The 26,480-nt window shown below is 65.3% G+C and carries 22 protein-coding genes; 6 read left to right on the top strand and 16 right to left on the bottom strand.

The window, feature by feature from the left end; translation table 11 throughout:
- Positions 1-616: 616 nt before the first annotated feature.
- The 4 genes from HMPREF2550_RS06960 to dapB form a co-directional block, all read right to left on the bottom strand.
- Complete coding sequence (locus HMPREF2550_RS06960) at positions 617-2,659, bottom strand: ribonuclease J (RefSeq protein ID WP_070790473.1); 2,043 nt, start codon at positions 2,657-2,659, stop codon at positions 617-619.
- A gap of 2 nt (positions 2,660-2,661) precedes the next feature.
- Positions 2,662-3,570, bottom strand: a complete 909-nt coding sequence (dapA, locus tag HMPREF2550_RS06955) for a 4-hydroxy-tetrahydrodipicolinate synthase (protein WP_070790472.1) — start codon at positions 3,568-3,570, stop codon at positions 2,662-2,664.
- 93 nt (positions 3,571-3,663) lie between these two features.
- The gene (thyX, locus tag HMPREF2550_RS06950; RefSeq protein WP_070790471.1) at positions 3,664-4,416 is read right to left on the bottom strand and encodes an FAD-dependent thymidylate synthase; all 753 of its coding nucleotides are present in this window, start codon (positions 4,414-4,416) and stop codon (positions 3,664-3,666) included.
- A gap of 4 nt (positions 4,417-4,420) precedes the next feature.
- The gene (gene dapB / locus HMPREF2550_RS06945; protein ID WP_070790470.1) at positions 4,421-5,176 is read right to left on the bottom strand and encodes a 4-hydroxy-tetrahydrodipicolinate reductase; all 756 of its coding nucleotides are present in this window, start codon (positions 5,174-5,176) and stop codon (positions 4,421-4,423) included.
- Between the two features lie 129 nt (positions 5,177-5,305).
- On the opposite strand from dapB, the gene HMPREF2550_RS06940 reads away from it, so the two are divergent.
- From HMPREF2550_RS06940 to HMPREF2550_RS06930, 3 genes are all read left to right on the top strand, one after another.
- Complete coding sequence (locus HMPREF2550_RS06940) at positions 5,306-5,998, top strand: AMIN-like domain-containing (lipo)protein (RefSeq protein WP_141760550.1); 693 nt, start codon at positions 5,306-5,308, stop codon at positions 5,996-5,998.
- A gap of 211 nt (positions 5,999-6,209) precedes the next feature.
- Positions 6,210-6,992, top strand: coding sequence for an NAD(P)-binding protein (locus tag HMPREF2550_RS06935; protein WP_070790468.1), 783 nt, complete (start codon positions 6,210-6,212; stop codon positions 6,990-6,992).
- A 30-nt stretch (positions 6,993-7,022) separates the two neighbouring features.
- Positions 7,023-7,937 (top strand): oxygenase MpaB family protein, encoded by a 915-nt coding sequence (locus HMPREF2550_RS06930; RefSeq protein ID WP_070790467.1) that lies wholly within the window; start codon positions 7,023-7,025, stop codon positions 7,935-7,937.
- A 488-nt stretch (positions 7,938-8,425) separates the two neighbouring features.
- Here HMPREF2550_RS06930 and HMPREF2550_RS12390 read toward each other — a convergent pair whose 3' ends face one another.
- Both HMPREF2550_RS12390 and HMPREF2550_RS06920 read right to left on the bottom strand, forming a co-directional pair.
- The gene (locus HMPREF2550_RS12390) at positions 8,426-9,871 is read right to left on the bottom strand and encodes a DUF6114 domain-containing protein (protein ID WP_070790466.1); all 1,446 of its coding nucleotides are present in this window, start codon (positions 9,869-9,871) and stop codon (positions 8,426-8,428) included.
- Positions 9,855-10,439, bottom strand: coding sequence for a DUF6230 family protein (locus tag HMPREF2550_RS06920; protein WP_070790465.1), 585 nt, complete (start codon positions 10,437-10,439; stop codon positions 9,855-9,857). The genes HMPREF2550_RS12390 and HMPREF2550_RS06920 overlap by 17 nt, the downstream gene beginning before the upstream one ends.
- 444 nt (positions 10,440-10,883) lie before the next feature.
- On the opposite strand from HMPREF2550_RS06920, the gene HMPREF2550_RS06915 reads away from it, so the two are divergent.
- Both HMPREF2550_RS06915 and HMPREF2550_RS06910 read left to right on the top strand, forming a co-directional pair.
- Positions 10,884-11,915, top strand: a complete 1,032-nt coding sequence (locus tag HMPREF2550_RS06915) for an oxygenase MpaB family protein (protein WP_070790464.1) — start codon at positions 10,884-10,886, stop codon at positions 11,913-11,915.
- 95 nt (positions 11,916-12,010) lie between these two features.
- On the top strand, positions 12,011-13,594 hold the full coding sequence (locus tag HMPREF2550_RS06910) for a succinic semialdehyde dehydrogenase (RefSeq protein ID WP_070790463.1): 1,584 nt from the start codon (positions 12,011-12,013) through the stop codon (positions 13,592-13,594).
- 81 nt (positions 13,595-13,675) lie between these two features.
- On the opposite strand, the gene HMPREF2550_RS06905 is transcribed toward HMPREF2550_RS06910, so the two are convergent.
- The 4 genes from HMPREF2550_RS06905 to HMPREF2550_RS06890 form a co-directional block, all read right to left on the bottom strand.
- Positions 13,676-15,955 carry a polyribonucleotide nucleotidyltransferase gene (locus HMPREF2550_RS06905; RefSeq protein ID WP_246819779.1) on the bottom strand — a complete coding sequence of 760 codons (2,280 nt, stop codon included), beginning with the start codon at positions 15,953-15,955 and terminating at the stop codon, positions 13,676-13,678.
- A 178-nt stretch (positions 15,956-16,133) separates the two neighbouring features.
- Entirely contained in the window at positions 16,134-16,403 is a 270-nt protein-coding gene (gene rpsO, locus HMPREF2550_RS06900; RefSeq protein ID WP_070763704.1) for a 30S ribosomal protein S15, read from the bottom strand.
- Between the two features lie 104 nt (positions 16,404-16,507).
- Positions 16,508-17,470 (bottom strand): nucleoside hydrolase, encoded by a 963-nt coding sequence (locus HMPREF2550_RS06895; RefSeq protein ID WP_070790461.1) that lies wholly within the window; start codon positions 17,468-17,470, stop codon positions 16,508-16,510.
- Between the two features lie 43 nt (positions 17,471-17,513).
- A complete protein-coding gene (locus HMPREF2550_RS06890) occupies positions 17,514-18,485 on the bottom strand; it encodes a bifunctional riboflavin kinase/FAD synthetase (protein WP_070763700.1) in 972 nt (323 codons plus the stop codon).
- A gap of 30 nt (positions 18,486-18,515) precedes the next feature.
- On the opposite strand from HMPREF2550_RS06890, the gene truB reads away from it, so the two are divergent.
- Positions 18,516-19,412, top strand: a complete 897-nt coding sequence (gene truB, locus HMPREF2550_RS06885) for a tRNA pseudouridine(55) synthase TruB (protein WP_070790460.1) — start codon at positions 18,516-18,518, stop codon at positions 19,410-19,412.
- 9 nt (positions 19,413-19,421) lie between these two features.
- Here the strand turns inward: truB and HMPREF2550_RS06880 are convergent, their stop codons facing one another.
- The 6 genes from HMPREF2550_RS06880 to infB all read right to left on the bottom strand — a co-directional run.
- On the bottom strand, positions 19,422-20,075 hold the full coding sequence (locus HMPREF2550_RS06880) for a 4'-phosphopantetheinyl transferase family protein (RefSeq protein WP_070763696.1): 654 nt from the start codon (positions 20,073-20,075) through the stop codon (positions 19,422-19,424).
- Positions 20,076-20,876 carry a metallophosphoesterase family protein gene (locus HMPREF2550_RS06875; protein WP_070763694.1) on the bottom strand — a complete coding sequence of 267 codons (801 nt, stop codon included), beginning with the start codon at positions 20,874-20,876 and terminating at the stop codon, positions 20,076-20,078.
- 25 nt (positions 20,877-20,901) lie between these two features.
- Complete coding sequence (locus HMPREF2550_RS06870) at positions 20,902-22,257, bottom strand: MATE family efflux transporter (protein ID WP_070790459.1); 1,356 nt, start codon at positions 22,255-22,257, stop codon at positions 20,902-20,904.
- A 71-nt stretch (positions 22,258-22,328) separates the two neighbouring features.
- Positions 22,329-23,321: a DHH family phosphoesterase gene (locus HMPREF2550_RS06865; protein ID WP_083319826.1), complete on the bottom strand. Its 993-nt coding sequence runs from the start codon at positions 23,319-23,321 to the stop codon at positions 22,329-22,331.
- Positions 23,322-23,777, bottom strand: a complete 456-nt coding sequence (rbfA, locus tag HMPREF2550_RS06860; RefSeq protein WP_070790458.1) for a 30S ribosome-binding factor RbfA — start codon at positions 23,775-23,777, stop codon at positions 23,322-23,324.
- A gap of 159 nt (positions 23,778-23,936) precedes the next feature.
- A partial coding sequence (infB, locus tag HMPREF2550_RS06855; RefSeq protein WP_246819778.1) for a translation initiation factor IF-2 occupies positions 23,937-26,480 on the bottom strand: 2,544 nt, incomplete at its 5' end.

The following is a 26,480-nucleotide window of genomic DNA, read 5'->3' as shown; positions in this document are numbered from 1 at the left end:
GAACGTCCCGTCCGAACTTCCGCCCCTGCGGAATTAGTCTGGCAGTTCGCTGAATATGTGTCTGCATGGAGAGACTGCTGCCGGGACAAGGTTCATTCGAATAAACGGTGGGCCCGCTCTCCCCATATCCACGATGCCCCTCCAAGTTGCGCGACCAGATAGGCGCTTGTGAACGGGGCATGGCTCTTGACGCGAATGTCTGCGGTCGCAGACTCCACACGCCTTGCAGTTTTCAGTCTACCGCTGCGTGCTCCAAGAAGTCTTCGGACTCCGTGTCCAAAAGTTCATCTTGGTTTCTCAAACGGAGCTAGCTCCATTTAGACCAACGCTGCCTGCAAAACCCAAGGTCGCGCCAAACCGAATCCCCTAAACGGAGCTAGCTCCATTTGGACCCACGCCACCTGCAAAACCCCAGGTCGCACCAAACCGACTTCCCTAAACGGAGCTAGCTCCATTTAGACCTGGCACGCCCAGGCTTAGCAGCCCAGACCTGACACGCCCAGGACGAGCTCGGCCGTAAGCTGCCGCACACCAAGTCCGAACAGACCAAGCCCAAAAACACGTCACCCCCTCGGCCAAAAGCCGAGGGGGTGTACGGAAACCAAGCGGGTGGTGCTTAGAGCGACTCGCGGGTGGCTTCGATGTCCTCGTCGTCAACAGGCAGGTTCTCCGCCGCCATCGGCACGACGGTTGGCAGGATCACCGGCTCACGCTTGTACTTCTGCTCGATCGAGCGGGAGAGCTTGCGGCGCAGCTGCTGCACCATGCGGTACGGGTCGTTCTCACCCTCGGCCGCAAGGTCGCCCATCACGTTCTCGACGGCTTCGACGAGCTTCTTGTTGAAGTCGCGGTCGTCGTCAGAGAAGCCCGTGGTGGAGACGCGCGGTGCCTCGAGGAGCTGGCCGGTGCGGTCGTCGATCACACAGGTGATGGAGACAACGCCGCCGGAAGCCAGCGAGGAACGGTCCGCCAGCACGTCCGGGTCCACGTCGCCCATCGTCGCGCCGTCTACGTAGAGCTGGCCGACCTGGTACTGGCCGACCACCTTGATCTTGCCGGCCTGCATGTCGACGACCACGCCGTTCTGGGCCAGGGCGGTGTTCTCCGGGCGCACGCCCGTGGAGATTGCCAGCTCCTTGTTGGCGCGCATGTGGCGCCACTCGCCGTGCACCGGCATCGCATTGCGTGGACGCGCAGCGTTGTACAGCTGCAGCAGCTCGCCGGCGTAGCCGTGGCCGGAAGCGTGGACGTGCTCCTCCGCATTGGTGATCACCTTCGCGCCGATCTGGGCGAGGTTGTTAATCACGGCGAAGACCGCTTCCTCGTTGCCCGGGATGAGCGAGGAGGACAGGATGATCGTGTCGCCGTCTCGCACCGTGATCTGGCGGTGCTCGCGGCGCGACATGCGCGACAGTGCGGCCATCGGCTCACCCTGCGTACCGGTGGTGATAAGCACCGTCTTGTGGGGTGCCATCTTCGCGGCTTCCTCGATCGGGATGATCGTCCCCTTCGGTGCCTTCAGCAGGCTCATCTTCTCCGCGATCTCCATGTTGCGCAGCATGGAGCGGCCGTTGAAGGCCACCTTGCGGTTATTCGCCACTGCGGCGTTGACCGCCATCTGCACGCGCGCCACGTTGGAGGCGAAGGAGGCGATGACCACGCGCTGCTTCGCCTGCGAGACCAGGCGGATCAGGGTGTCCTCGATGCCCGCCTCGGAGGCAGAGATGCCCGGGATGGTGGCGTTGGTGGAGTCGCAGAGGAAGAGGTCCACGCCCTCGTCGCCAAGCCGCGAAAGCGCCGGAATATCGGTGGGCTTGCCGTCGTACGGGGTCTGGTCGACCTTGACGTCGCCCGTCATCACGACGTGGCCCGCGCCGGTCTTGATAGACAGGCCGAGGCACTCCGGGATGGAGTGGTTGACGTGCCAGAAACGCAGGCGGAACTGGCCGAGCGTGACCTCGGAATCCTTGTTCACCTCGTGCAGCTTCGGACGCTGGCGGTGCTCCTGCGTCTTCGCCGCGATCAGAGCGTTGGTGAAGCGCGAGGAGTAGATCGGGATATCCGGGCGCAGCTTGAGCAGCCACGGAATCGCGCCGATGTGGTCCTCGTGGCCGTGCGTGACCACCAGGCCCTCGATCTTTTCCAGCTTGTTCTCGATGGGGCCGAAGTCCGGCAGCACCAGATCCACGCCCGGCTCGCCGGAGTTGGGGAAGAGCACGCCGCAGTCCACGATGAGCAGACGGCCGTTGTACTCGAAGACCGTCATGTTGCGGCCGATCTCAGAAATGCCGCCAAGCGCGTAGATGCGCAGGGTGTCCTTCGCAGGCTTCGGCGGGGCCGGCAGACGCTTGGTCAGGTCCGCGCCCTGCATGGACTTCATCGGGTTGCGACGACCGCCGCCCGAGCCACCACGACCACGGCGGCGACGATTGCGGTTGTTCCCACCGCGGTTGCCGCCGTTTCCGTTACCCTGGCGCTTCGCGTTACCGCCGCCATTGTTACCGTTGTTGCCGCCTGTGTGTCCGTTGCCGCTTCCGTTGTCGGCGTCATTGTTGGGGGACTGCTGTGCAGGTGCCTTGAATGCGGGCTGCTGCTCAGCAGGCTCCGGCGGACCCGCCTTGCGGGTGACCTTGCGGGAGCGATTACGGGGTTCGTTCATACTTAAAGGACTCCAGCCTTTTCCATATCCTCACGGAGCACCTCGAGCTGCGCTTCCGTCGCGTCAACGACAGGCAGGCGGGGCGCTCCAACGTCGATGCCCTGCAGGCGCAGGGCTGCCTTTGCAAAAGTTGCGCCACCAAGCACGCCCTGCTGGTGAGCAAGGACGGCCATGGTGTTGGCGTTGATTTCCCGCGCGCGGGCGAGGTCGCCTTCCTCGAAGCTTGTGATCATCTCGCGCATCGCCCTCGGAGCCGCGTGCCCCACGACCGAAATCATGCCGGTCGCACCCACGGACAGCCACGGCAGGTTCAGCGGATCGTCGCCCGAATACCAGGCCAGGCCAGTGTCCTGGATCAGCGGTGCGGCCTCCAGGAAGTCGCCCTTGGCGTCCTTGACCGCCTGAATCGTGTCCAACTTCGCCAGCTCGGCGATCGTGGCCCCGTCAATGGGGATGCCGGAGCGGCCCGGGATGTCGTAGAGGCAGACTGGCAGCTCGGTCGCTTCCGCAACCGCGGTGAAGTGCGCCTTCACGCCGTCTTGCGAGGGTTTGGAGTAGTACGGCGTGACGACCAGCAGTGCGTCAGCCCCGGCGTCGCGCGAGGCTTGCGCCAGCTCCACCGAGGTTTTCGTGTTGTTCGTGCCGGCGCCCGCGATCAGCTTCGCACGGTCCCCCACTTCTTCCCTGACTGCCTTGAGCAGCGCAAGTTTCTCTTCCACCGTGGTGGTCGGGGACTCCCCCGTCGTTCCTGCGAGGACGAGCGAATCGATGCCTTGATCAACAAGGTGGGCTGCCAACTTTCGGCCCGCGGCGCAGTCGAGTGCACCGTCAGAATCAAACGGCGTGACCATTGCGACGCAGACGGTGCCAAAGACTTCTGCACCGAGGTTAGCTTTCATTGATGTGCCCATGCCCACAAACCCTACCCCCTTGGGCCCCGTTGTGGTACAACAGCACGCCGCTTGTTCGGGGCAGTTGCTTTACGACGCCCCGCCAACGCCCCCTTAAGCCACGTACGGACTCGTGGCCATGCGGGTGCCGTCGGCAAGCGTGCTGACCAAGAAGTCGTCGAAAAGCGCGGGGGCCTGCTCCCGCAGAATCTCCAGGCACGCGACTGCGAGCGTGCGGATCTCTACATCCGCGTGCTCCGAGGCGCGTGCGGCGATAAACCCGCGCCACGTGCGGTAGTTGCCGGTGACCACGAAGCGAGTCTCGGTAGCGTTGGGCAGGATGGCGCGCGCCGCCTGCCGCGCTTTCTTCTTGCGCAGCAGCGCGTTCGGCTCGGCGGCCATGTGCTCGTCGAGAGCCGTAAGCAGCTCCTCGTAGACAAAGCGGGAGTCGTCCACCGCGGCGAGGAACATGCGCTTGAGCTCCTCGTCCTGCGCGATGATACCGGGGACGACGACCTCGTTGTCGGTGTTGTGCACGAAGCGCTGCGACAGCTGGGAGAACGAGAAGTGGCGGTGACGCAGCAGCTCGTTGCCCGCAGAGCGCGACAGGCCCCGAATGTAGAGGGTGGCGGTGGCATGTTCGAGCAGGGCATCGTGGCCGACGTCGAGGATGTGGTGCAGGTACGCCTCGTTGGTCGCGGTGTGCGGGTTGGGCCGGTCGAAGGTTTCGTAGCAGGCGCGGCCGGCGAACTCGACGAGCGACTCCGCGTCCGTGGCCCCCTCCTCGGGCTGCCAGTCCACCGACTGCGGGGGCGTAAACGTCGTCGCGGCGATGAGCTGCACATCCAAGTGCGAAGAAACAGCCATGTGCCTACAGCCCCAGGTAGGTGTCCAGGCCGATCGTCAGGCCCGGGTGCTCGGCAACCTGGCGCACGCCGGTGAGCACGCCCGGCACGAAGGAATCGCGCCCGTAGGAGTCCTGGCGGATAGTCAGCGACTGATCCAGCGTGCCGAAGATGACCTCCTCGTGCGCGACCATGCCCTGCATGCGCACGGCGTGGACCTTGACCCCGTCGACGTCCGCGCCGCGCGCGCCGTCGAGGGCCTGCTCGGTCGCGTCCGGCATCGGGGCCATGTTCGCTTCCCTGCGCGCCTCGGCGATGCCCTGCGCGGTCTTGACCGCGGTGCCAGACGGCGCATCCAGCTTGTTCGGGTGGTGCAGTTCGACGACCTCCGCGGACTCGAAGAACGGTGCGGCCTGGCGTGCAAACGCCATGGTCAGCACTGCGGAGATGGCGAAGTTCGGCGCGATGAGCACGCCGACCTCCGGGTTGGCGTCGAGCCAGGAGCGGACCTGCGCGTAGCGCTCGTCGTCAAACCCGGTGGTACCGACCACGCAGTGAATGCCGTGGGTGATGCAGAACTCCAAGTTGTCCATCACCGAGGCCGGAGTGGTGAAGTCCACGATGACCTCCGCGCCGTTGTCCACCAGCACGTCGAGGCTGTCGCCGCGGTCGACCTCAGCGACGAGCTCCAAATCCTCCGCCTTGTTCACCCCAGCGACAACGGCGGTGCCGACGCGCCCCTTCGCGCCGAGGACGCCAACTTTTACAGTCTTCGCAGTCATGGTGTGCTCCTTTACAGCCTTTTTCGTGTTACCCGTTGCTGGCAACTCTAGCCCGCGGGCGGCAGGTGCACCGCACCGGGCGTACACAGGTCGCGGCCAGCACAAGCTCACTACCCATATACTTAAAGCATGACTCACACGCACCACCAGTCCCGTCCGCACCCTGCCGTCACGCTCGCCGGTGTACTGTGCGCTTCCGCGCTCGCACTTGCCGCGTGTGGACAAAGCGCCGATTCCAACGACGCCACCACTGCCCCCTCCTCTACCGAGACAACCGCCTCCGCGGAGGCGCAGGCGAGCACGCCGAGTGAGACTACTACGGCGGCTGCGGGGGACGAGGGGGCGTCGACAAGCGAGAAGCCCCAGCGCATGGCGAGTGCGAGCAGCCCCTTCAAGGTCGAGGACGTGCGCGTGACGCAGACGCAACCTGCGGATCTGATGCTGCAGGACATTCGCGTCGGCCAGCACGAGGGTTACGACAGGGTCGTGTTTGAGTACGCGGGCACCGGTGCCCCCAGCTACCTCGCCGGCTACGTGGATACGCCGCGGCAGCAGGCCTCGGGCAACCCGATGCAGGTGCCGGGCGCGGCGCACCTTGAGCTGATTGTGCAGGGCACTGCGGGCGACATGATGCGCTACGACGAGCCGATTACCCAGATCGGTTCCAAGGGTGTGTCCACTCGCAGTGTGCAGGACGTGTACCTGGCCTCGATTTTCGAGGCGGATTCGCAGTTCTTTCTCGGCCTCGACCGCCAGCGCGGTTTCCACGTCTTCACGCTGGAGAACCCGACGCGGATCGTCGTGGATATCGACGCAAACTAGGTTTCGCCCTGCGACACGCGGGCATGCGGTATGGATCACCGCATGCCCGCTTTTGTTGTCTCTGCGCACCATGACGGCGAATTGGTAACGTGGGCCACATAATAATTTGCAAGTGACCGCTATTGCTGCGTATCGTCCGCTATTATCTACAACAATTCATCCACACTTCCTCTCGACGGCGTACTCGCGCCGACTGTGAAAGGTAACGAACATGTTTGACCCGTACAGGCGGCCCACGGTGGCCGTCATCGGTGCCGGCCCGGCTGGTGCCACCGCTGCCGCCGAGTGCTCGTTCTCCGGCTTCGACACCACGCTGTTCGATATGCGCAGCACGATTGGCGGCCACCTCACCGCCCCGGACGCGGAGCCGGTGTCCAAGCACTTCCGCTACCGCACCCCGTACTTGAAGGTGACCAAGGTGGACGGCTCCGCAGCTTCTGCCGCCCGCCACCTCGCCGCGGCCGTCAACGCTGGCGGCGCACAGTTCCGCGCGAACACCACCGTGACCAAGGCTGCGTTCAACGAGGGCGAAGGCCAGTGGGAAGTCACCTTCAGCGGCGCCGACGGCACGACCGGCACCGAGCGCTTTGACATCCTCATCCGCGCCACCGGCGAGGCCTCGCCGTGGATCGAGGTGCCGGGACGGCCGAACATCGCCGCCGACGACCTCTACCTCCACTACGGTGCCGAGGTTGTGGGCTTGCCGAACGCGCTGTTTGTCGACGGCCCTTTCCCCACCGACCGCGCACTCAAGCGCCACCCGCTGGCCGTGTTTGAGGCTCGCGGCGACTATGCCCGCCGCTACGCACGCCAGCTGGAGATCCGCGGCCCGGGCGCGCTGACCGTCAAGCGCGACAAGTGGCTCGTCCAGCCCGGTGCCGTGCGCGGTATCCGCTCCAAACTGTCCGAATTCGACCCGGCCGCGCACGCATTCCAGCGCGCCTCCAACCACGCGGACGAGGCCCGTAAGTCCGCCCGCACCCACGCCGGCTAACGCTTACACCGCTTCTTCAAGGAGACACACATGACTACCGTTCACCCACCCAAGAACGACACCACCGACACCGCAGCAGCGGCAGACCCGGTCACCGACATCGCCGCGCCGGAAGCGGGCCTGCCCGAGCTCGGCCCCGACTCCATCCTGTGGAACCGCTTCGGCGACTGGCGCTCCGCTTTCGTCGCGCTGTCCGCCGGCGTGCTGCAGATCGCACAGCGCGACATCAGCCGCTCGCTGGTGCAGCAGTCCAACGTGTTCGACAACGAAGTCGCCCGCCTCGTCCGCTCCGCGTTCCCGATCATCCGCGCAGTCTACGAGGGCCCCGAGGTCGGCTCCATGATCCGCGACTTCCACAAGGACATCAAGGGCACCCACCCGGACGGCTCGCGCTACCACTCGCTCAACCCGGAGGTCTACTACTGGGCACACGCCACCTTCGTGGCCATGCCGTACCTGCTCGCGGGCAACTTCATGCCGGACATGACCCGCGCCGAAAAGGAACAGCTCTTCCAGGAGTGCCGCACCTGGTACAGCTTCTACGGCGTCGCCGAGCCGGACAACGCCCCGAAGACCTACGACGAATACGTCGAGTACATGGACGCGATGATCGACAAGCTGGGCCCCAGCGAGACAATCGACCGCTCCCGCATCATCAACGGCCTGACCCTGGACACCCCGGACCCGTCCGTACCGAAGTGGGCGTGGAAGCCGATCGCTCCCTACGTGTCCAAGCTGCTCCTGTGGGTTGCCATCGGCATGATCCCGGACAAGCTGCGCGACAACCTGGGCTGGGAGTGGACCAAGTCCGACGCCCGTCGCCTCAAGGCACTGTCCACCGGCACGCGCCTGGTCTTCTCCGTCCTGCCTCGCAAGGCTCGCATGGTGCCGATCGCCTCGCGCGCCTTCGAGAAGGCAGAAGCCGAGGGCGGCTTCCACTACTAGGTTTGTCGTACGAGGTTTGTCGATACACCATTAAGCGCCAGGTTCCGCTATCTCGCGGGCCTGGCGCTTTTGCATGGGTGCGGCGGGGCGCTGCGCGGTTCCATTGCGCGGTGCCCTAAACGGAGCTAGCTCCATTTAGACCAACCCCGGCCACAAATCCCCAGGTCGCACACAACCGAAAACTCCAAATGGAGCTAGCTCCATTTAGACCACCCCGGTGCCAAAACCCCAGGTCGTGCAAAACCGACAACCCTAAACGGAGCTAGCTCCATTTAGACCAGCGCCGCCACCAAAACCCCAGGTCGCGCAAAGCCGGAAACCCCAAACGGAGCTAGCTCCATTTGGACCAGCGTTTAGACAACCAACGTTTAGACCAGGGTCAGCCGCACGAGACACACCACAGCAAAAAGACCCGGCCAGCCCCTCCCACGATGTCCAACACGTGGCAGCAGCTGCCGGGCCCTACAAACCCGGACAGCCCGCCCTGTTTAGGGAACCGTGAGGCGCACCGACGGCGCGTCGAAGTTCGTCCCGTAGAGCGCGACCATCTCCATGGTCACGCCGGTCAGGGAGATTTCCTTCATCAGCATGTCGGGGATCTCCATGTTCGGCACTGGGTGGCGATCCGGTACGCCGAGTTGGTCGAGCACCGAGTTGATGTCGGCGTCCAGGTTGACGGTCACCGGGATGGTGCGCACGTCGCGCACTGCCGGGGTTGCGGTCAGGCCGGTGGCGACGATCTTGACCGGGCCGTCGATCACCTTGGTGTCCACGTTGCCAGTGCTCAGCTTCGCCCCGCCGCCGAAGCCCGGGATCTGCAGGCCGAGGTTGCGGCCGACGAGCCGATCACCGGTCAGGATCAGGGCGCGCTTCGGGGTGCCCGCGACGTTGACATAGTCCATTGTGGCGTGCACGTTGCCGGTAATGGTGACCTTGTCAGCGGTGACCGTGGCTGGTGTCGCCGCAGGTGCGAGCGGGCCCGCGGCCCTCGCGCCGGCGTCCGGTCCCGGGGTGGGACTCGGCGACGGGGTGGTCGCGCTCGTCGTTGTTGCCTGTCCGCTCGGGCGTGCTGACGGCTGCCCGCCGCCTGGTGGCGGGGGGACGTTGAGGGAGGGCAACGGGACGTCGGGAAGCTGCGGGAGCTCAAGCTGCGGGGTCGGCAGCTGCGGGAGCTGCACCGCCGGCGCGGGTTGCGCGACCTTGCGTACGGTCTCTTCGGCGGACACGGTCTGCGCGTCGCCAAGCAGGAGGCCGACAATTGCCGTAGCTGCTGCGAGCGCGACGACCGAGTTCAGCGTCGAGCCACCCAGTCGGGTGCTCCCGCCGCGGCCTTCGTCGCCGTCTTCCGAGCCTGCGAACTCTTCCTCCGCGAACGGATCGAAGTCGTCGTCTTCCTCTTCCGGCTCGGTTTCCTTGACACTCCTTTTCTTCGAGCGCTTCTCCTTCGGCGCGTCCACGTCTTCCCCAGGCTCCCAACCGAGCGCGAGCGAGCCGCCAACGATGCCAAAGAGCGAGCCAACGACGAAGCCGCCGAGATTGGAGGTGGGCAGGGCCACCACGGCCACAATGATGGCGAGTACGCCGAGGTAGACGGCGGTCGCTGGCTGCAGCCAGCAGCCCAGCCCGAACATGAACATCAGCACGCCGATCAGCAGCGTCGAGACGCCGGAGACCGTAGAAATCATCACCAGGATGTCAGAAAGTTGCACGGTGATGTAGGCGGGCGCGGCGATGACAAACCCGGAGATCATCATGAGCAGGCCGGGAATGAAGGGCCGGTTGCGACGCCACCGCTTGAAGCGCTGGGCAGTGCTTAGCTGCTCCTCGGCGTCCTCCGCCTCAACTCGCTCGAGTTCGGCGGTTTCGGCAGTGCTTGTCGACGCCCCGTCGTCAAGCGAATCTTGCGGTTCTTTCGGATCAGAGGCCGCAGGCATTCTCACGTCCCCTCTCCACGGTCACGCCCACGCCGGAGGCGGACAGATACTCCACACCGATGGAAGTAGTGGTGATGTCGTCTGCACTCAAGGAGACTTTGCTGGAGTGCAGACCCCACGTCCCGGGAGCGGCCTTCGGAGTGACTTGGTTGGCATCGATGCCCACGTTGGCGTCGGTTAGCTGCAGCGCGCCCTTGATGTCGTTAGCTCCCACCAGGAGGTTGCGCACCTCCACGCTCTGGTCGCCGTTGGCGCGCAGGGCAAGGGTGCCCTCCCCGACCATTGGAAGATCCGGCAAGCTCGCGGACAGGCAGAGGTTCGACGCATAGGCATGACCGAACTTGAGGCGCGCGACGGGAATGGTGTTGTCCTCCTGCATCTGTTCGCTGTCTACGAACAGCGCAAAGTCTTCGCCGTCAAGGTGCGTCATGCTCACCTTAAACAACGTCCCGGACAGGGCGAGGTTTGCGGTCAACCCGCCCTGGGCCACCGCCACGCCTGTCGCGCCAAAGGCGGCCAGCCCCGCGGTCAGCGCGACTGCGGTCTTCTTCCAATTGAATTTCCCCATGGGATCTACCTTTCATCAATGGGAAACCGTGAACGTAATGCTCCTGCTCACTCCCGTTTCGCGCACGTCAAGGCGAACTGCACCAGCTGGCGAAGCGTCCGAAACGACACAATCGAGTATGATCTGCCACACGCTACCACGCTTCGGGTGGCGTACACCAACACAATCGCGCATGTGTGGCATTTCCATGTGATCCTGCCACACTCGGGGCACGTGCGCGGCACTTTCTCGACACGCCGCACCCCGAACACATGCCGGGGCAACCCCACGGCAGCTACCACTTCCCGACGACCCACACCTACCGCTACTCGCCCTACCGATAGTGAGGTACGGGTAATACTTTCGCTTCGGAAACTGTGTGGCCTACTTCCCATAGACGTAACAGTTGTGCTACCGTTCACATATCAACCGTGATGTCGACAAACACATGAAAAGAGGCAGCTGATGGCTACTCCAGTTTCCGCCGACAAACCCAAGGGCGGCAAGCGCGAAATCCGCCGCTCCCCCCTCGGCCCGGACTCCCTCCTGTGGAAGTGGGGCTCCGATAACCGAATCCAGCTCCTCCGCGGCTACACGGGCATCATGCAGAACATGCACCCCGCGATCGGTCAGTCCCTGCTGGATCACTCCAAGTTCTTCGACGAGCCTTTCGCCCGCCTGGAGCGTTCCACCCCGCAGATCATCATGTCTATCTATGACGATGAGGGCCTGTCCAAGCAGATCCGCGACTACCACACCACCATTAAGGGCAAGCTGCGCAACGGCGAGCGTTACCACTCCATGAACCCGGAGACCTTCTGGTGGGCACACGCCACCTTCGTCTACCGCGTCATCTACGCTCAGGAGCTCTTCGGCACCCCCTTCACCCACGAGGAGAAGGACCAGATCGTCCGCGAGGGCGTGACCTGGTGGGATAAGTACGAGATGTCCGAGCGTCCGGTCATCGACAACTACGACGACCTGATGGCGTACATGGACGAGATGGTCGACACGGTGCTGGAGCGCAACGAGACCGTCGACTTCGCGCTGCGCACCGCACGCGAAGAGATGATCACTCCGCCCGACGGCGTGCCGCTGAAGGTGTGGAAGGTCATTTGGAAGCCGATCATGCGCCCGGTCATCTGGCTCACCTACGGCACCCTGCCGGAGAAGGAGCGCCGCATCCTCGACCTCGAGTGGACCAAGAAGGACCAGAAGCGCTTCGACCGCATCGCCAAGCTGGTGAAGAAGGTCTTCGAGATCCTGCCCGAGGACAAGCGCTACATGGAGCCGGGCCGCTCCCAGATGATCAAGCACGGCATGATCGAGGGCAAGTACAAGGAGCCGCGAAACATCGCCCCGTACAACAACGGCGGTGACCCGGAAGAAGAGCTCAAGGCTGCCGACGGCATCACCGTTGCCGCGCGTGAGCCGGGCGAGAAGGGCAACGACGACGGCGGTGCCGCTGCACGCCGCGCCGCAGGCTGCCCGTTCTAACCTCGCACCTCAGTACCCCACGCCCCAGGTTCGCACACCCGCAACCTGGGGCGTGGGTCCTTGCACACAGTCAACTTTTCACTGGAGAGTTTCCCATGCCAATTCGGCGCCTGAAAGCACAACCGCTGCCGGAGCACTTCCACGAGATGCTGCTCAACCTCACCACCAACCACGCCACCGGCTCGCTCTACAACGGCGAGCGCCAAGAGGTGACCTCCCCGTTCGTCGACGAGCCCATCGGCTGGGTCGGCGTTGGCACCAAAACTGATGTCGACGAAGCCTTCCGCCGTGCCCGCGCAGCGCAGAAGCAGTGGGCCGCCCGCGAGATCAGCGAGCGCGTCGAAGTGCTCTCCCGCTTCCACGACCTGGTCTACCGCAACCAGGACCTCTTGGCAGACGTCGTCCAGCTGGAGACCGGCAAGGACCGCACCGCAGCGTTCGACGAAGTACTCGACGTGCTCAACAACGCCCGCTACTACTGCAACAAGGCGGAAGGCCTGCTCTCCGACACCAAGCGGGCCGGCGCCTTCCCGGTGATCTCCAAGACGGTCGAGCAGCGCGTACCGAAGGGCATCGTCGGCCAGATCAGCCCGTGGAACTACCCGCTGGCTCTCGGCGTGTCCGATGCGATCGCGGCGCTGATTGCCGGTAACGGTATCGTCGCAAAGCCTGACTGGCAGACCCCATTTTCCAACCTCATCGCGCTGCACTTCCTCATTGAGGCGGGCCTGCCGCGCGAGCTTTTCCAGATCGTCACCGGCTCCGGCCGGGAAGTCGGTCACGCTATCTCCACGCAGTGCGACTACCTCATGTTCACCGGCTCGACCCAGACCGGCAAGATCCTCGGCGAGACCGTCGGCGAGCGCCTTGTGGGGTACTCCGCGGAGCTGGGCGGCAAGAACGCGATGCTGATTGCGCCGGACGCGGACATCGAAAAGCACGCCAACACCATCGCCACCGCGTGCTTCTCCAACTCCGGCCAGCTGTGCGTCTCCATCGAGCGCATCTACGTGCCCGACGCCATCTTCGACCGCTTCATCGACGCCTTCCGCAAGGCCACCGAGTCCATCACGCTCGGCTCGGGTCTGAACTGGGATTACGAGATGGGCTCGCTGATCAACCAGGATCAGCTCGACCGAGTGCAAGCGTTTGTCGACGATGCGCTTTCCAAGGGTGCCACCCTGATCACCGGCGGCAAGGCCCGCCCGGATATCGGCCCGTACCACTTCGCCCCCACCATCTTGACTGATCTGGGCCCGGACACCGACCTGGAAACCCAGGAAGTCTTCGGTCCGGTGGTCTACGTCCAGCGCGTCCGCGACATGGATGAGGCCGTTGAGCTGGCCAACTCGCTCGACTACGGGCTCAATGCCTCCGTCTTCGGTGCGCCGAAGACCGCGTGGGCGCTGGCCAAGCGCATCGAATCCGGCAGCGTGACCATCAACGACGGTTACGCCTCCACCTGGGCCGCCATCTCCACCCCGCTGGGTGGTGTGAAGCAGTCCGGTCTCTCCCGTCGCCACGGTGCCGAGGGGCTGACCAAGTACACGGAACCGAAGAACATCTCCGAGCAGCGCATCATGCCGATGCGCGGCCCGTCCCAGTTACCACGCAAGTACTACGGCACGCTGCTCAGCACCGCGCTGAACCTGGGCAAGAAGCTGCGCTTCCTCCCCTAGGGAGTACGCACACACGCACGAGAAAACGCCTCCCGCAGTTTTGCGGGAGGCGTTTTCACTATCGCTCAAAGGCGGTGGGGACTAGTCCTCCACGGGAACCAGGGAGATCTTGCCGCGATTGTCGATGTCGCGGATTTCCACCTCGACCTTGTCGCCGACGTTGATCACGTCCTCGACCTTCTCCACGCGGGTGTTGCCGCCCAGGTTGGAGATGTGGATCAGGCCGTCGGTGCCCGGCAGAATGGAGACGAACGCGCCGAAGGCGACGGTCTTGACCACCGTGCCCAGGTAGCGCTCGCCCACCTTGGGCATCTGCGGGTTGGCGATCGCGTTGATCTTCTCAATCGCCGCGTCCGCTGCCGAGCCCTCGGTTGCGGAGACGTAGATCGTGCCGTCATCCTCGATGCTGATGTCCGCGCCGGTCTCCTCCGTAATCGAGTTGATCATCTTGCCCTTCGGGCCGATGACCTCGCCGATCTTGTTCACCGGAACAGTGACGGTGGTGATCTTCGGTGCGAGCGGGTTCATCTCGTCCGGGCCCTCGATGACCTCGGCCATGGTCTCCAGGATGGTCTCGCGTGCCTCGTAAGCCTGGTCCAGGGCTGCGGCCAGCACGTCGGACGGGATGCCGTCAAGCTTGGTGTCCAGCTGCAGCGCGGTGATGAACTCGGTGGTACCTGCCACCTTGAAGTCCATGTCGCCGAAAGCGTCCTCGGCACCCAAGATGTCGGTCAGTGCGACGTACTTGGTCTCGCCCTCAACCTCGCCAGAGACCAGACCCATGGCGATGCCAGCTACCGGTGCGGCCAGCGGCACGCCCGCGTTGTACAGCGACAGCGTGGACGCGCAGACCGAGCCCATCGAGGTCGAGCCGTTGGAACCCAGCGCCTCGGAGACCTGGCGGATGGTGTACGGGAAGTCCTCCTTGGAAGGAATAACCGGCAGCAGGGCGCGCTCTGCGAGTGCACCGTGGCCGATCTCGCGGCGCTTCGGCGAACCGACGCGACCGGTCTCGCCGGTGGAGTACGGCGGGAAGTTGTAGTGGTGGATGTAGCGCTTCGTGTCCTCCGGGTGCAGGGAGTCGATGTGCTGCTCCATCTTCAGCATGTCCAGGGTGGTCACGCCGAGGATCTGGGTCTCGCCGCGCTCAAAGAGGGCGGAGCCGTGGGCGCGCGGGATCAGTTCGACCTCGACCTCCAGGTCGCGGATGTCGTTGACGCCGCGGCCGTCAATGCGGAAGCCCTCGGTGAGGATCTTCTCGCGCACGATCTTCTTCTGCACCGCGTTGTAGGCAGCGCGGATTTCCTTCGAGGTGGCGGCGTGCTCGTGGTCGTCCTCGTCCACGTCGAACTTGTCCAGCAGCGACTCCTCGATCTCCTCCATGTAGGCGTTGGAGGCGTCCTCGCGCTCGGCCTTAGACTTGATCGTCATGATCTTGCCCAGCTTCTTGGCGGCCTTCTTCTCCAACTGCTTGTACACCTCGTCGGAGTACGGCGGGAAGAGCGTGAACTCCTTGGTCTCCTTGCCCACCTCTGCGGCCAGGTCGGCCTGTGCCTTGGCCAGGGTGCGGATGTACGGCTTCGCCGCCTCCAGGCCCTCTGCCACGGTGGACTCGGTCGGGGCCGGGAAGCCCTCCTTGACCAGCTTGACCACGTTGACGCCCGCGCCGGCCTCGACCATCATGATGGCGACGTCTTCGCGGGTCTTCTTGCCGTCCTTGCGCTCGACCATGCGGCCGGCGACGACCATCTCGAACAGGGCGCGCTCGTGCTGCGCCGCGTTCGGGAAGGCGACCCACTGGCCCTGCGGGTGCTTATCGTCGGCAATCAGCGCCATGCGCACGCCACCGACCGGGCCGGAGACCGGCAGGCCGGACAGCTGGGTCGCGGCGGACGCGCCGTTGATGGCGACGACGTCGTAGTACTCGTCCGGTGCCATCGACAGCACAGTGATCACGCACTGCACCTCGTTGCGCAGGCCCTTGGCAAAGGTGGGGCGCAGCGGTCGGTCGATCAGGCGGCAGGCCAGGATCGCCTGCGTGGACGGGCGGCCCTCGCGGCGGAAGAACGAGCCGGGTATGCGGCCCGCGGCGTACATGCGCTCTTCGACGTCAACGGTGAGTGGGAAGAAATCGAAACCCTCGCGAGGCTGGTTCGATGCGGTGGTGGTGGCCAGCATCATCGTGTCCTCGTCCAGGTAGGTGGTCACCGAGCCGTCGGCCTGGCGGGCCAGCTGGCCTGTCTCGAAACGGATGGTGCGGGTACCAAAGTCGCCGTTGTCCAGCGTGGCAACGGCTTCGGTGATGCCAAACTCCTCATCGACGTGGACGTCGTACGAGTTTTTGGGGCTAAAGCTGCTCAAAAGATCCCTCTCCTTGGGTCTTGACAAGGCGGTCATCGGTGCCGCCGGGTATCGCGTTCATTTTGCAACGGCACACATTCTACCAGCACCTCCATGTATTGCAGCTTCAGATCTCACGGAAACGCAAACCCCGCCGCCCCAGAAGGCTGGGTGCGGCGGGGGAAAGGTGCGAAGTCGCTTAACGACGCAGGCCAAGGCGAGCGATGAGGTCGCGGTAGCGCTCAACGTTGTTCTCGCGCAGGTACTGCAGCAGGCCACGACGGCGGCCGACCAGCAGCAGCAGACCACGACGGGAGTGGTGATCGTGCTTGTGGTCCTTCAGGTGCTCGGTCAGGTTGTTGATGCGCTCGGTCAGCAGCGCAACCTGTGCCTCCGGGGAACCGGTGTCGGTCTCGTGGAGGCCGAACTCCTTGAGGATCTCAGCCTTCTTCTCAGTGGACAGTGCCATGAGCATGCTCCTTGGTATTTCAGTTCGCGCTCTAGATCAAAAGTCTTGTACTGCACCGCAACTGCCGCGAACCGCAGTCGATTGGCGCAAGACCTCGAAAGAGCTTACACGACCGGGGTGGCAGAAGCCAAAGTGGTCAGTCGCTGCATGAGCTCGTCGAGGAAGCGCGCGGTGTCCACGCGCACGGCCACGGCGGCATGCTTGTCCGGGTCGTTCAGTCGGGTCTCGTCGCCGATCGTGCGCCCGCGGGTCGGCCCCTCGGTGTCGACCTTCATGTTGATCCCGAGGGTGTCCACCAAGCTCGGGTCAAGCGCGACCGCGACTGCCAGCGGGTCGTGCAGCCCGCACCCGCCCAGGTGCGGGGAGGTCGTCTTATACGCGTCGATGTAGTAGTTCGTGGCGGCCGCGAGGAAGTCTCCGCCGCGCGTGCCAAGCTTTTCCCACTGCGCAGTTTCCGTCCGCGTCAACAGCGTCTGGAGCGTGACGTCGAGGCCGATCATGGTGACGTCGCGCAGGCTCCGGAACATCAGATCCGTGGCCTCGGGGTCCTGGTTGATGTTCGCCTCCGTCCAGGCGTTGACGTTGCCAGGCACGGTCAGCGCGCCACCCATCATCACGATGTGGGCGTTGTCTCGGAAGACGTTGGAGGCCTCGATCGCCGCGGCAATCGTGGTCGACGGGCCAGTCGGCACGATCACCAGGTCATCGCCGTAAGCCTCCACCGAGTCGATAAGGAAGTCCACCGCAGAGGTCTCCTCTACCCCGCGTGCGGCATCAGGGATCTCCACCTCGCCGATGCCGTTTGTGCCGTGGATGAACGCGGAGATCTCCTGGACTGTGAACGAGTCCTTCGCACGTGCGTGGCCCGGGCCAGCGAACACGGGCACGTCGGTGCGGCCAAACAGCTCCAAAAGCGCGAGCGTGTTGCGCACGGACTGCTCCACCGTCACATTCCCGTAGGTACACGTCACGCCGATGAGCTCGGCGTCCTCGGAGCCGAGCGCGTAGGCAAGCGCCAGCGCGTCGTCGATGCCGGTGTCCAGATCCAAGATGAGCTTGCGTGACATGGGTTCGCGTCCTTTCGCTGACGTACGGGGCTTTTAGGACATGCTACTTCACGCCGAGGATCTCGCGCGTGCGCTCAACGTCGCGCGCCATGTTCTCCAACAGTTCCTCGACGGAGTTGAATTTCACCATGTCACGGACCTTGTCCACGAACTCCACGCGCGCCATCCGGTCGTAGAGGTCCGCGTCACGGTCCAAGATGTAGGACTCCACGCTGCGGCGCGTGTCCCCGAACGTCGGGTTGGTGCCGACCGAGATCGCAGCCGGGTAGCGCACGCCCGGTTTCACATCGCCGTCGATCGGTGCGGTGTCAATGATGGTGAGCCAGCCAGCGTAGACCCCGTCGGCCGGCAGCGCGGAGACATCCTCGACGTACTGGTTCGCCGTGGGGTATCCCAGCTCGCGGCCGCCGCGGCCCGCGCCGCGCTCGATGGTCGAGATCACCGAAAATGGCCTGCCCATGTAGTCGGTGGCCACGCTGATGTTGCCGGCGGTGAGTTCGTCGCGGATGGCGGTGGAGCAGATGCGCACGTCGCCGTCGTTAAGCAGCTGCACGATGGTGACCTCAAGCCCGAAGCGCTCCCCGAGCTGCGCCATCGTCTGCGCGGTGCCGGCGGCGTCCTTGCCGAAGGTGAAGTTCTCGCCGACGACCACTTCGCGCGCACCGAGCGTGCCCTGCAGCACCCCGGTGACGTAGTGCTCGGTGCTATCGCCCGCGAGCTCCTTGCGGAAGTCGATGACCAGCAGGTAGTCCACGCCCAGCGCCTCGATCTGGCGGGCGCGCTCCTCCAAGCTCAACAGCGCCAGCGGGGCGCGCTCCGGCGCGAAGACTGCCACCGGGTGCGGGTCGAAAGTCATGACGACGCTGGGCACACCCTGTGCTTTCGCTTTTTCCACCGCGGTGGTGATCAGCAGCTGGTGGCCCCGGTGCACCCCGTCGAACACGCCGATGGTGACGACGCTGCCGCCTTCGGTGAGGTGTTCGGGAACGTCTGAAAGCCCGTGCAAAATATCCACGCGCAATAGCGTACGGCATACTTGAAAACCATGACAGATCCCCTCGCAACCTCTGGAATCGTCGTGGTAGACAAGCCTGCAGGCATGACGAGCCACGATGTCGTCGCGAAGCTGCGCCGCGCCTTTTCCACCCGCAAGGTGGGCCATGCCGGCACGCTGGACCCCATGGCCACCGGCGTGCTCGTCGTGGGCATCGAGCGCGGCACCAAGCTGCTCGCCCACCTCGTGGCCAACGACAAGCGCTACGCCGCCACCATCCGGCTCGGCCAGTCCACCACCACCGACGACGCTGAGGGCGAGGTCACCGCCACCCACGACGCCTCGCGCATCAGGGATGCGCAGATCGAAGCCGAAGTAGACCGGCTTACCGGCGAGATCATGCAAAAACCCACCGCGGTCTCTGCGATCAAGATCGACGGCAAGCGCGCCCACGAGCTCGTCCGCGAGGGCAAAGACGTCGACATCCCGGCCCGCCCGGTCACCATCTTTAGCTTCGACATCGGTGAGATCCGCCGCGAGGGCCCGTTTATCGACGTCGACGTGCGCGTCCACTGCTCCTCGGGCACCTACATCCGCGCGCTCGCCCGCGACCTCGGTGCCGCGCTCGGCGTCGGCGGTCATCTCACCCAGCTGCGCCGCGAGTCCGTCGGGGCATTTTCGCTTGCCGACGCCACGCCGCTGGCCACCCTCCAAGACTCCCCCAGTCTTTCACTGCCCCTCGACGAAGCGCAGCTGCGCGCCTGGCCTGTGCTCGAGGTCACCGCAGACGAGTACGACGCGCTCGCGCTGGGCAAGTGGCTGACACCCCGCGGGCTCGACGGCGTCCACGCCGCGAAGGGCCCGGACGGGCGCGTGGTCGCCTTAGTCAAAGAGCAAGGCAAACGCCTGGCCACCGTGTTTGTCGCGCGTCCGGCGACGCTCGGCTAACAGACTCAGCTAACACACAAAGGCCGAGGCGATCACGTAGCCGTCGCCCACCACCCAGCGCCCCTCAAACATAGGCGTGGGCGTGGGCCGGGCCAGGATGTAGGAGACGAAGGTGCCGTCCGGGCGCAAACAGATGTCCGCCTCGTCGAAGTCGAGGAAGAGCCGCGTCATGGGGAACCAGCACTTGTAGGTGGCCTCCTTCGCACAGAACAGCAGCCGGTCGGCCCACTCGAAGCCGTCGGCTTGCATCCCGCGCACCATCTCGTACTCGTCACCGCGCGTAATCGCAGCCAGCACGCCTTCCGGCAGCGGCTCGGCAAGTTCTGCGTCTAAGCCCATGGAGCGCACCCACCTGGTGGGCGCGGCCACCGCAGCGCGGAAGCCGATGGTATGCGTCAGCGAGCCGGTGTAGCCCTCCGGCCACAGCGGCATGCCCTTCTCCCCGCGCAGGATGGCCCCGGCGTTTTCGCAGCCGAGTTCTTTCAGTGCTTCGTGGGCGCACCAGCGGGCGTCGCCAAACTCGCCCTTGCGCAGATCAACCGCGCAGCTGACCTGCGCCTGCTCGCTCGGCAGGAGGTTTTCGTACTTGCTCAAGTCGTTGCCGCCGTCGGTGCGCAGGTAGACAAAGCGCGCCTCTGGCGGAAACAGTGCCAGGTTCTGCATCTACGCTCCCACCTCCATCACCGGGTATGGGAAGGGGTGGCGACGCGGGAAGCGCTCCCACTCGCGTGGATACCCCAGGGAAACCTCGATGTGCTCAATGCCGTCGATCTCCATCACCCCGGGCATGTGCAGGTGCCCATAAATCACAGCCTGCGCGTTGTAGCGCTTCGGCCAGGAGCGGGTGTGCCGGGTCCCGCACCACAAGGCGATTTCTGACCACTGCATGCGCAGCGTCGGCTCCTGCACGAGCGGCCAGTGGTTGATCAAAATCGTCGGCCCGCTGATACGGGAAAGCCGCTTGGTGGTGTAGGCGAGTCGGTCCCAGCACCACGCGCGGACGTCGACAAACGAGGCGATGGCGAACTGGTCCGTCATCACGATGTTCTTCTCGTGCGCGGCCTCGATCGCTTCCTCCACCGTCATGTTCGCGCCGCGGAAGGAGTAGTCGTAGAGGGTAAACAGCGGGGCGATGGTCACGCCGCCGAACTGCGGGTACGGGTCCTCCGGCGTAATCACGCCGATTTCGCGCATCGCCTGCACCAGCGCCGTGTATTTGTCGCGGCCGCGGTAGCGATCCGCAGAGCGCGAGAAAAGCTCGTGGTTGCCCGGTGCCCAGATCACCGTGTCGAAGCGCTGCGCCAACTGCTCCATCACCTGCACGATCAGCTCCAAGCGCTCGGCGACATCGCCGGCCACGATCAGCCAGTCGGAGGGGTCGCGCGGCTGGATGGCGTCGATCTTCGGCCCGTTGCGTTTTACGGCCGCGTGCAGATCGCTCACGGCCCACAGTGTGGTGCTCATTCTCGGCTCCTCTCTTTCTGCCGCTTTACGACGCCCGCGCGGTCGCCCCAGTCCGCGCCCACTTATCCCCACGGAAACGGATCACCACGCCCACCAGGCGCAGCACCACCGAGGCGAGGTGGCCTGCCCAGATGCCGGTCAGCCCCCAGCCGAAGGTGACGGAAAGCAACGTAATCGGCAAAAACGCACCGAGCACGGACACGATCGTCAGGTTACGCAAAAACGCCGCGTCCGAGGCACCCAGCAGCACGCCGTCGAGGGCGAAAACCACGCCGCCAACAAGAATCATGGCGATGAGCAGCCACCACGGGATAACCAGGGCGTCGAGGACGGCACCGTCGCGGGTGAAGATGGACTTCAGTGGGGCGTCGAAAAGCGCGAAGATCGTGGCGAGCACCACGCCGAAGCCGACCGAGAAGCGGGTGGCCTGCGCACCCACCGAGCGCGCCTCAGAGACGCGGCCCTTGCCGAGCGAGGCGCCGGTGAGCGTCTGCGCGGCGATCGCCATCGAGTCGAGCACGAGCGTGAGGAAGTTCCACAACTGGAGCAGGATCTGGTGGGCGGCGAGCGTGGCCACGCCGAAGCGGCCCGCGACCGCGGCTGCCGCCAAAAACGAAATCTGGAAGGACAGCGAACGCAGGATGAGGTCGCGGCCGAGCACCAGCTGGTCGCGCATGACCGCCCAGCGCGGTGCCCAGGACCCACTGTGCTCGCGGATCAGCACCACGAGGAAAAGCGTGGCGGTAATCCCCATGCCGATCACGTTGGCCACCGCCGAGCCGACCAGCCCGAAGCGGTGCACCAGCACCGGCAGAATGAGCGCGCCCGGCACCAGGCCACACAGCGTGAGCAGGAAAGGCAGGCGGGTGTTTTGGATTCCGCGCATCCAGCCGTTGCCCGCCATGATGATCAGCGTCAGCGGGATAGCAATTGCGGCCACGTGCATCCAGCTTGCGGCCTGCGCCGCCGTGGCGTGGTCGTTGGTCAGCGCGAACGCGATCGGCTCAGCGAACAACCAGATGATCGTGGCCAGGCACAGACCAACCAGCACCGCCACCCAGGTCGCCTGCACGCCCTCGGCAATCGCCGCGTCGCGCTTGCCCGCTCCGAAGAGCCGGGAGCTGCGCGCGGTGGTGCCGTAGGACAGAAAGGTCAGCTGGGTGGTCACCGTCGACTGGATCGTGGTGCCCGCCGCCAGCGCCGCCAGCTGCGCGGTGCCCAGGCGGCCCACCACCGCTGTATCCAACAGCAGGTAGAGCGGGTTGGCCGCGAGCACGCCGAGCGCTGGCAGCGCGAGCCCCAGAATCGTGCGCGCGCTGACCTCCGGACCCCGGTTCGTCTGCGGATGAGCCGATGAATGTGATGTGGACTTCGCTGCCACGCGCACGCTCCTTCTACGTCAAGTTGAGTGCGGTACAAATCTTCACGGGCCTCGGGCTCTGCCCGCTGCCCCTAGCGTGCGGCGCGCTCCTCACGAGTCGGCAGCGCCGCGATCAGGTCGCGCACCACCATATCCTGCGAGCCGTGGGCGGTATAACCCGCCGCCGGGATGTGCCCGCCACCGCCGAAACGCTGCGCAAGCTTGGACACATCGATCACGCTCGAGCGCAGCGACACCGCCCAGCGCTTCGGCCCGTTCTGCTTGAGCACCATGCCGACATCAGTGCCTTCGAGTGCGCGGGCGTAATCGATGATCGCCTCGACGGTGGTCTGGCTCATCCGCGCCAGCGCCTCCGCCCGGATGGTAAAGACGCTGAGCTTGAGTCCCTCCTCGCGGAAATTCTGCAAATCGGCGAGCACCCCGCCCATGATCTGCAGGTCGCGCGCGCTAGCCTTGTCCGTCAATTCCAGGGAAATCTGGCGCGTATCAAGGCCGTAGCCCATCAGCTCGCCTGCCAGCTGGTGCATGCGCGGCGTGCCCCAACGGAAGTTCCCCGTGTCGGTGACCAGGCCCGCGTACAGGCAGTACGCCATGTCGTGGTCCAGCTCTACGCCCAGGTAGTCGAAGAGCTCGCGGATAATCGTCGTGGTGGACTCGGCGTCGAGGATGAGGTTGTGCGCGCCGAACGCCGGGTTGGTCTCATGGTGGTCAATCACCACCACACGCGAAGGGTCGTCCGCGATCTGCGTGCGGAACAGCCCCGTGCGGTCCACCGACGCGCAATCCACCGTCACCACGAGCCCGTCCTCCGGCAGCTGGCCGCCGTAGGTGATCTCGTCAACCCCAGGAACCGTGAGCAGGTTCTCGGGGTGCGGGTAGGTCTGCCCGATGAACACGTGCGCGTCGATACCCAGCGAGCGCAGCCCAGCGGTCAGCCCGCACGCCGAGCCGACCGCATCCGCGTCCGGCTTGATGTGCGCGACCACCGAAACCTTCTTGGCTGCTCGCAGCACCTCGGCGATCTCAGTGAACTGCGCTTCCGCGCCCGGGAACAGTGCGCCCATTTACGCGCCAGTCCCTACGCCGCTATCCCCGTCCGTCTTGTACGGGTTGTCCTCGCCTGCCGGCTTCGCGCTCTCGCGCAGGCGCGCAGTCTCCTCGTCGCGGGCACGCGCGCGGTTGAGCAGCTCCTCCATCCGCGCGGAAGCCTCCGGCACGGTGTCCAGCTCGAACGCGAGCGTCGGCGTGAACCGCACGGAGAGCTGGTCCCCGACGATCTTGCGCAGCTGGCCGCGGGCGCGGTGCAGCGCCTCGGCGGCCTGCTCGTAATCGGGCTCATCGTCAATATCTCGGCCGCGCACCGTGTAGTAGACGGTCGCGTCGTGCAGGTCGCCGGTCACGCGGACATCGGTGACGGTGACCAGCTCCAACCTCCGGTCTTTGACCTCTCGCTCGATCGCGGAAGCAACAATCGCGTGAATCTGCTTCGCCATGCGTTGCGCACGCGGGTTGTCAGCCATGTCATCATCTCCTTGTGTCTCGTCAGCGTCCTTCCAAGTTTAGACGCTTGCACTGCCTATCGACGCCACAGCGCCCCCGCCCCAGCACAAAGCCGGGAAGGGGGCACCGCTTTTCGTGTCTACCCACGCCAGCTGCGTTGAGCCGGCGGGGTCTCCGGTCTAGTCGCGCGGGACCTCGACCATCTCGTAGACCTGGATCTGGTCGTCGACCTGGATGTCCGGGTACGACAGGACCATACCGCATTCGTAGCCCTTGGCTACCTCAGTGACGTCGTCCTTCTCGCGGCGCAGCGACTCGATCGTTGCATCCGGAGTAATGACGTTGCCGTCGCGGACCAGGCGCAGCTTCGCACCGCGCTTGACCTTGCCTTCGGTAACCATGCAGCCGGCGATGAGGCCGACGGCGGAGGCCTTGAAGATCTGGCGGATCTCCGCGGCACCCATCTCGCGTTCCTCGTAGATCGGCTTGAGCATGCCCTTGAGCGCTGCTTCCACCTGATCGATCACGTCGTAGATGACCGAGTAGTAGCGGATGTCCACGCCCTCGTTGTTGGCCTCCTCGGTAGCCTTGCCCTCGGCGCGGACGTTGAAGGCCACGATGACCGCATCGGATGCGGCAGCGAGCACCACGTTGGTCTGGGTGACAGCACCGACACCACGGTCGATGATGTTCACCTCCACCTCGTCGTCCACCTCGATCTTGAGCAGGGCCTCCTCCAGGGCCTCCACCGAACCGGCGTTGTCGCCCTTGAGGATGAGGTTGAGCTGGTTGGTCTCCTTGAGCGCCTGATCCAGGTTCTCCAGGGACACGCGCTTCTTCGTGCGCGCCTGCATGGCGGCACGCTGACGCGCGTCACGCTGCGCCGCGATCTGACGTGCGACGCGGTCGTCTTCGACCACGAGCAGGTTGTCGCCCGGGCCGGGGACACCGTTGAGGCCCTGGACCTGGACCGGGCGGGACGGTCCTGCCTCTTCGACGTCGTCGCCCCACTCGTCGACCATGCGGCGCACGCGGCCGAAGTTGCCGCCCACCACGATGGAGTCGCCGACGCGCAGCGTACCGCGCTGGACGATGACGGTGGAGACCGGGCCGCGGCCGCGGTCCAGGTGGGACTCGATGGCCACACCCTGGGCGTCCATGTCCGGGTTTGCCGTCAGCTCGAGCGCCGCATCGGCGGTGAGCAGGACGGCCTCCAGCAGGTCGTCGATACCCGTGCCCTGCTTGGCCGAGATATCGATGAACATGGTGTCGCCGCCGTACTCCTCCGGGATCAGCCCGTACTCGGTGAGCTGGCCACGGATCTTGTCCGGTTGCGCCTCCGGCTTATCCACCTTGTTGACTGCGACCACGATCGGCAGGTCTGCGGCCTTGGCGTGGTTGATCGCCTCCACGGTCTGCGGCATGACGCCGTCGTCCGCGGCAACGACCAGAATAGCCAAGTCCGTGGACTTCGCACCGCGGGCACGCATGGCGGTAAACGCCTCGTGGCCCGGGGTATCCAGGAAGGTGATCTTGCGCTGCTGGCCGTCGAGCTCTACCTCAGTCTGGTAGGCGCCGATGCCCTGGGTAATGCCGCCGGCCTCGCCGCGACCCACGTTTGCCTTGCGGATCGAGTCCAGCAAGCGAGTCTTACCGTGGTCGACGTGGCCCATGACGGACACCACCGGCGGGCGCTGCTCGAGCGCCTCTTCGCCGCCCTCGTCCTCGCCGAACTGCAGGTCGAAGGACTCGAGCAGCTCGCGGTCCTCGTCCTCCGGAGAGACGATCTGCACCTCGTAGTTGATCTCGGCGCCCAAAAGCTGCAGCGTCTCCTCGGAGACCGACTGCGTAGCCGTGACCATCTCACCCAGGTTAAACAGCGCCTGGACCAGGGAGGATGCATCGGTGTTGATCTTCTCCGCAAGATCCGACAGGGTCGCGCCCTGACGCAGGCGAACCGTCTTGCCGTCGCCGTCAGGCAGACGCACGCCACCGATTACGTTCGGCTTGTGCATCTCCTCATATTCGGCCCTCTTCTGGCCCTTCGACTTGCGACGACGCCCCGGTGCGCCACCCGGACGCCCGAATGCACCTGCGGTACCGCCGCGACGACCGCCGCGTCCGCGGAAACCGCCACCGCGCGGCGGGCCACCCGGACCGCCACCACGACCACGACCGCCGCCACCGTTGCGACCGCCGCGGGAGCCGGCAGCCTTTGCCGGCATCTGCTTCGGCGAGGGCGCTGCCGCCATATCTGCCGGCGACGGACGACGTCCACCACCGGAGCGGTTGCCGCCTGGACGCGGTGCGCCCTGGCCCTGGGAGCCCTGCCCCGGGCGTGGTCCACCCTGGCCGCGGCCACGGCCGCCGCCCTGGTTCTGACCACCGCGGCCGCTGCCGGGGCGCGGTGCCGGGCGCGGCGCGGAGGAGTTCGAAGAAAATGGGTTGTTGGCTACCCTCGGGCGCCCACCCGGCTTTGCCACCGGACGCGGCATGGAGCCGGGCGTCGGAGCGTCCTTCTTCGCAGCCTGACCCGGCTTCGGCGCGGCAGGCTTGGCAGCCTGGCCGGGCTTGGGTGCCGCAGGCTTGGCAGCCTGGCCGGGCTTGGGTGCTGCGGGCTTGGCGGCCTGGCCGGGCTTCGGTGCCGCAGGTTTCGCAGCCTGTCCCGGATTCGGCGCGGCGGGCTTGGCGGCCTGGCCGGGCTTGGGTGCCGCAGGCTTGGC

Origin of the sequence: Corynebacterium sp. HMSC074A01, assembly GCF_001831515.1 — a bacterium.
GTDB lineage: Bacteria > Actinomycetota > Actinomycetes > Mycobacteriales > Mycobacteriaceae > Corynebacterium.
This window is presented reverse-complemented; position numbering and strand designations above follow the sequence as displayed.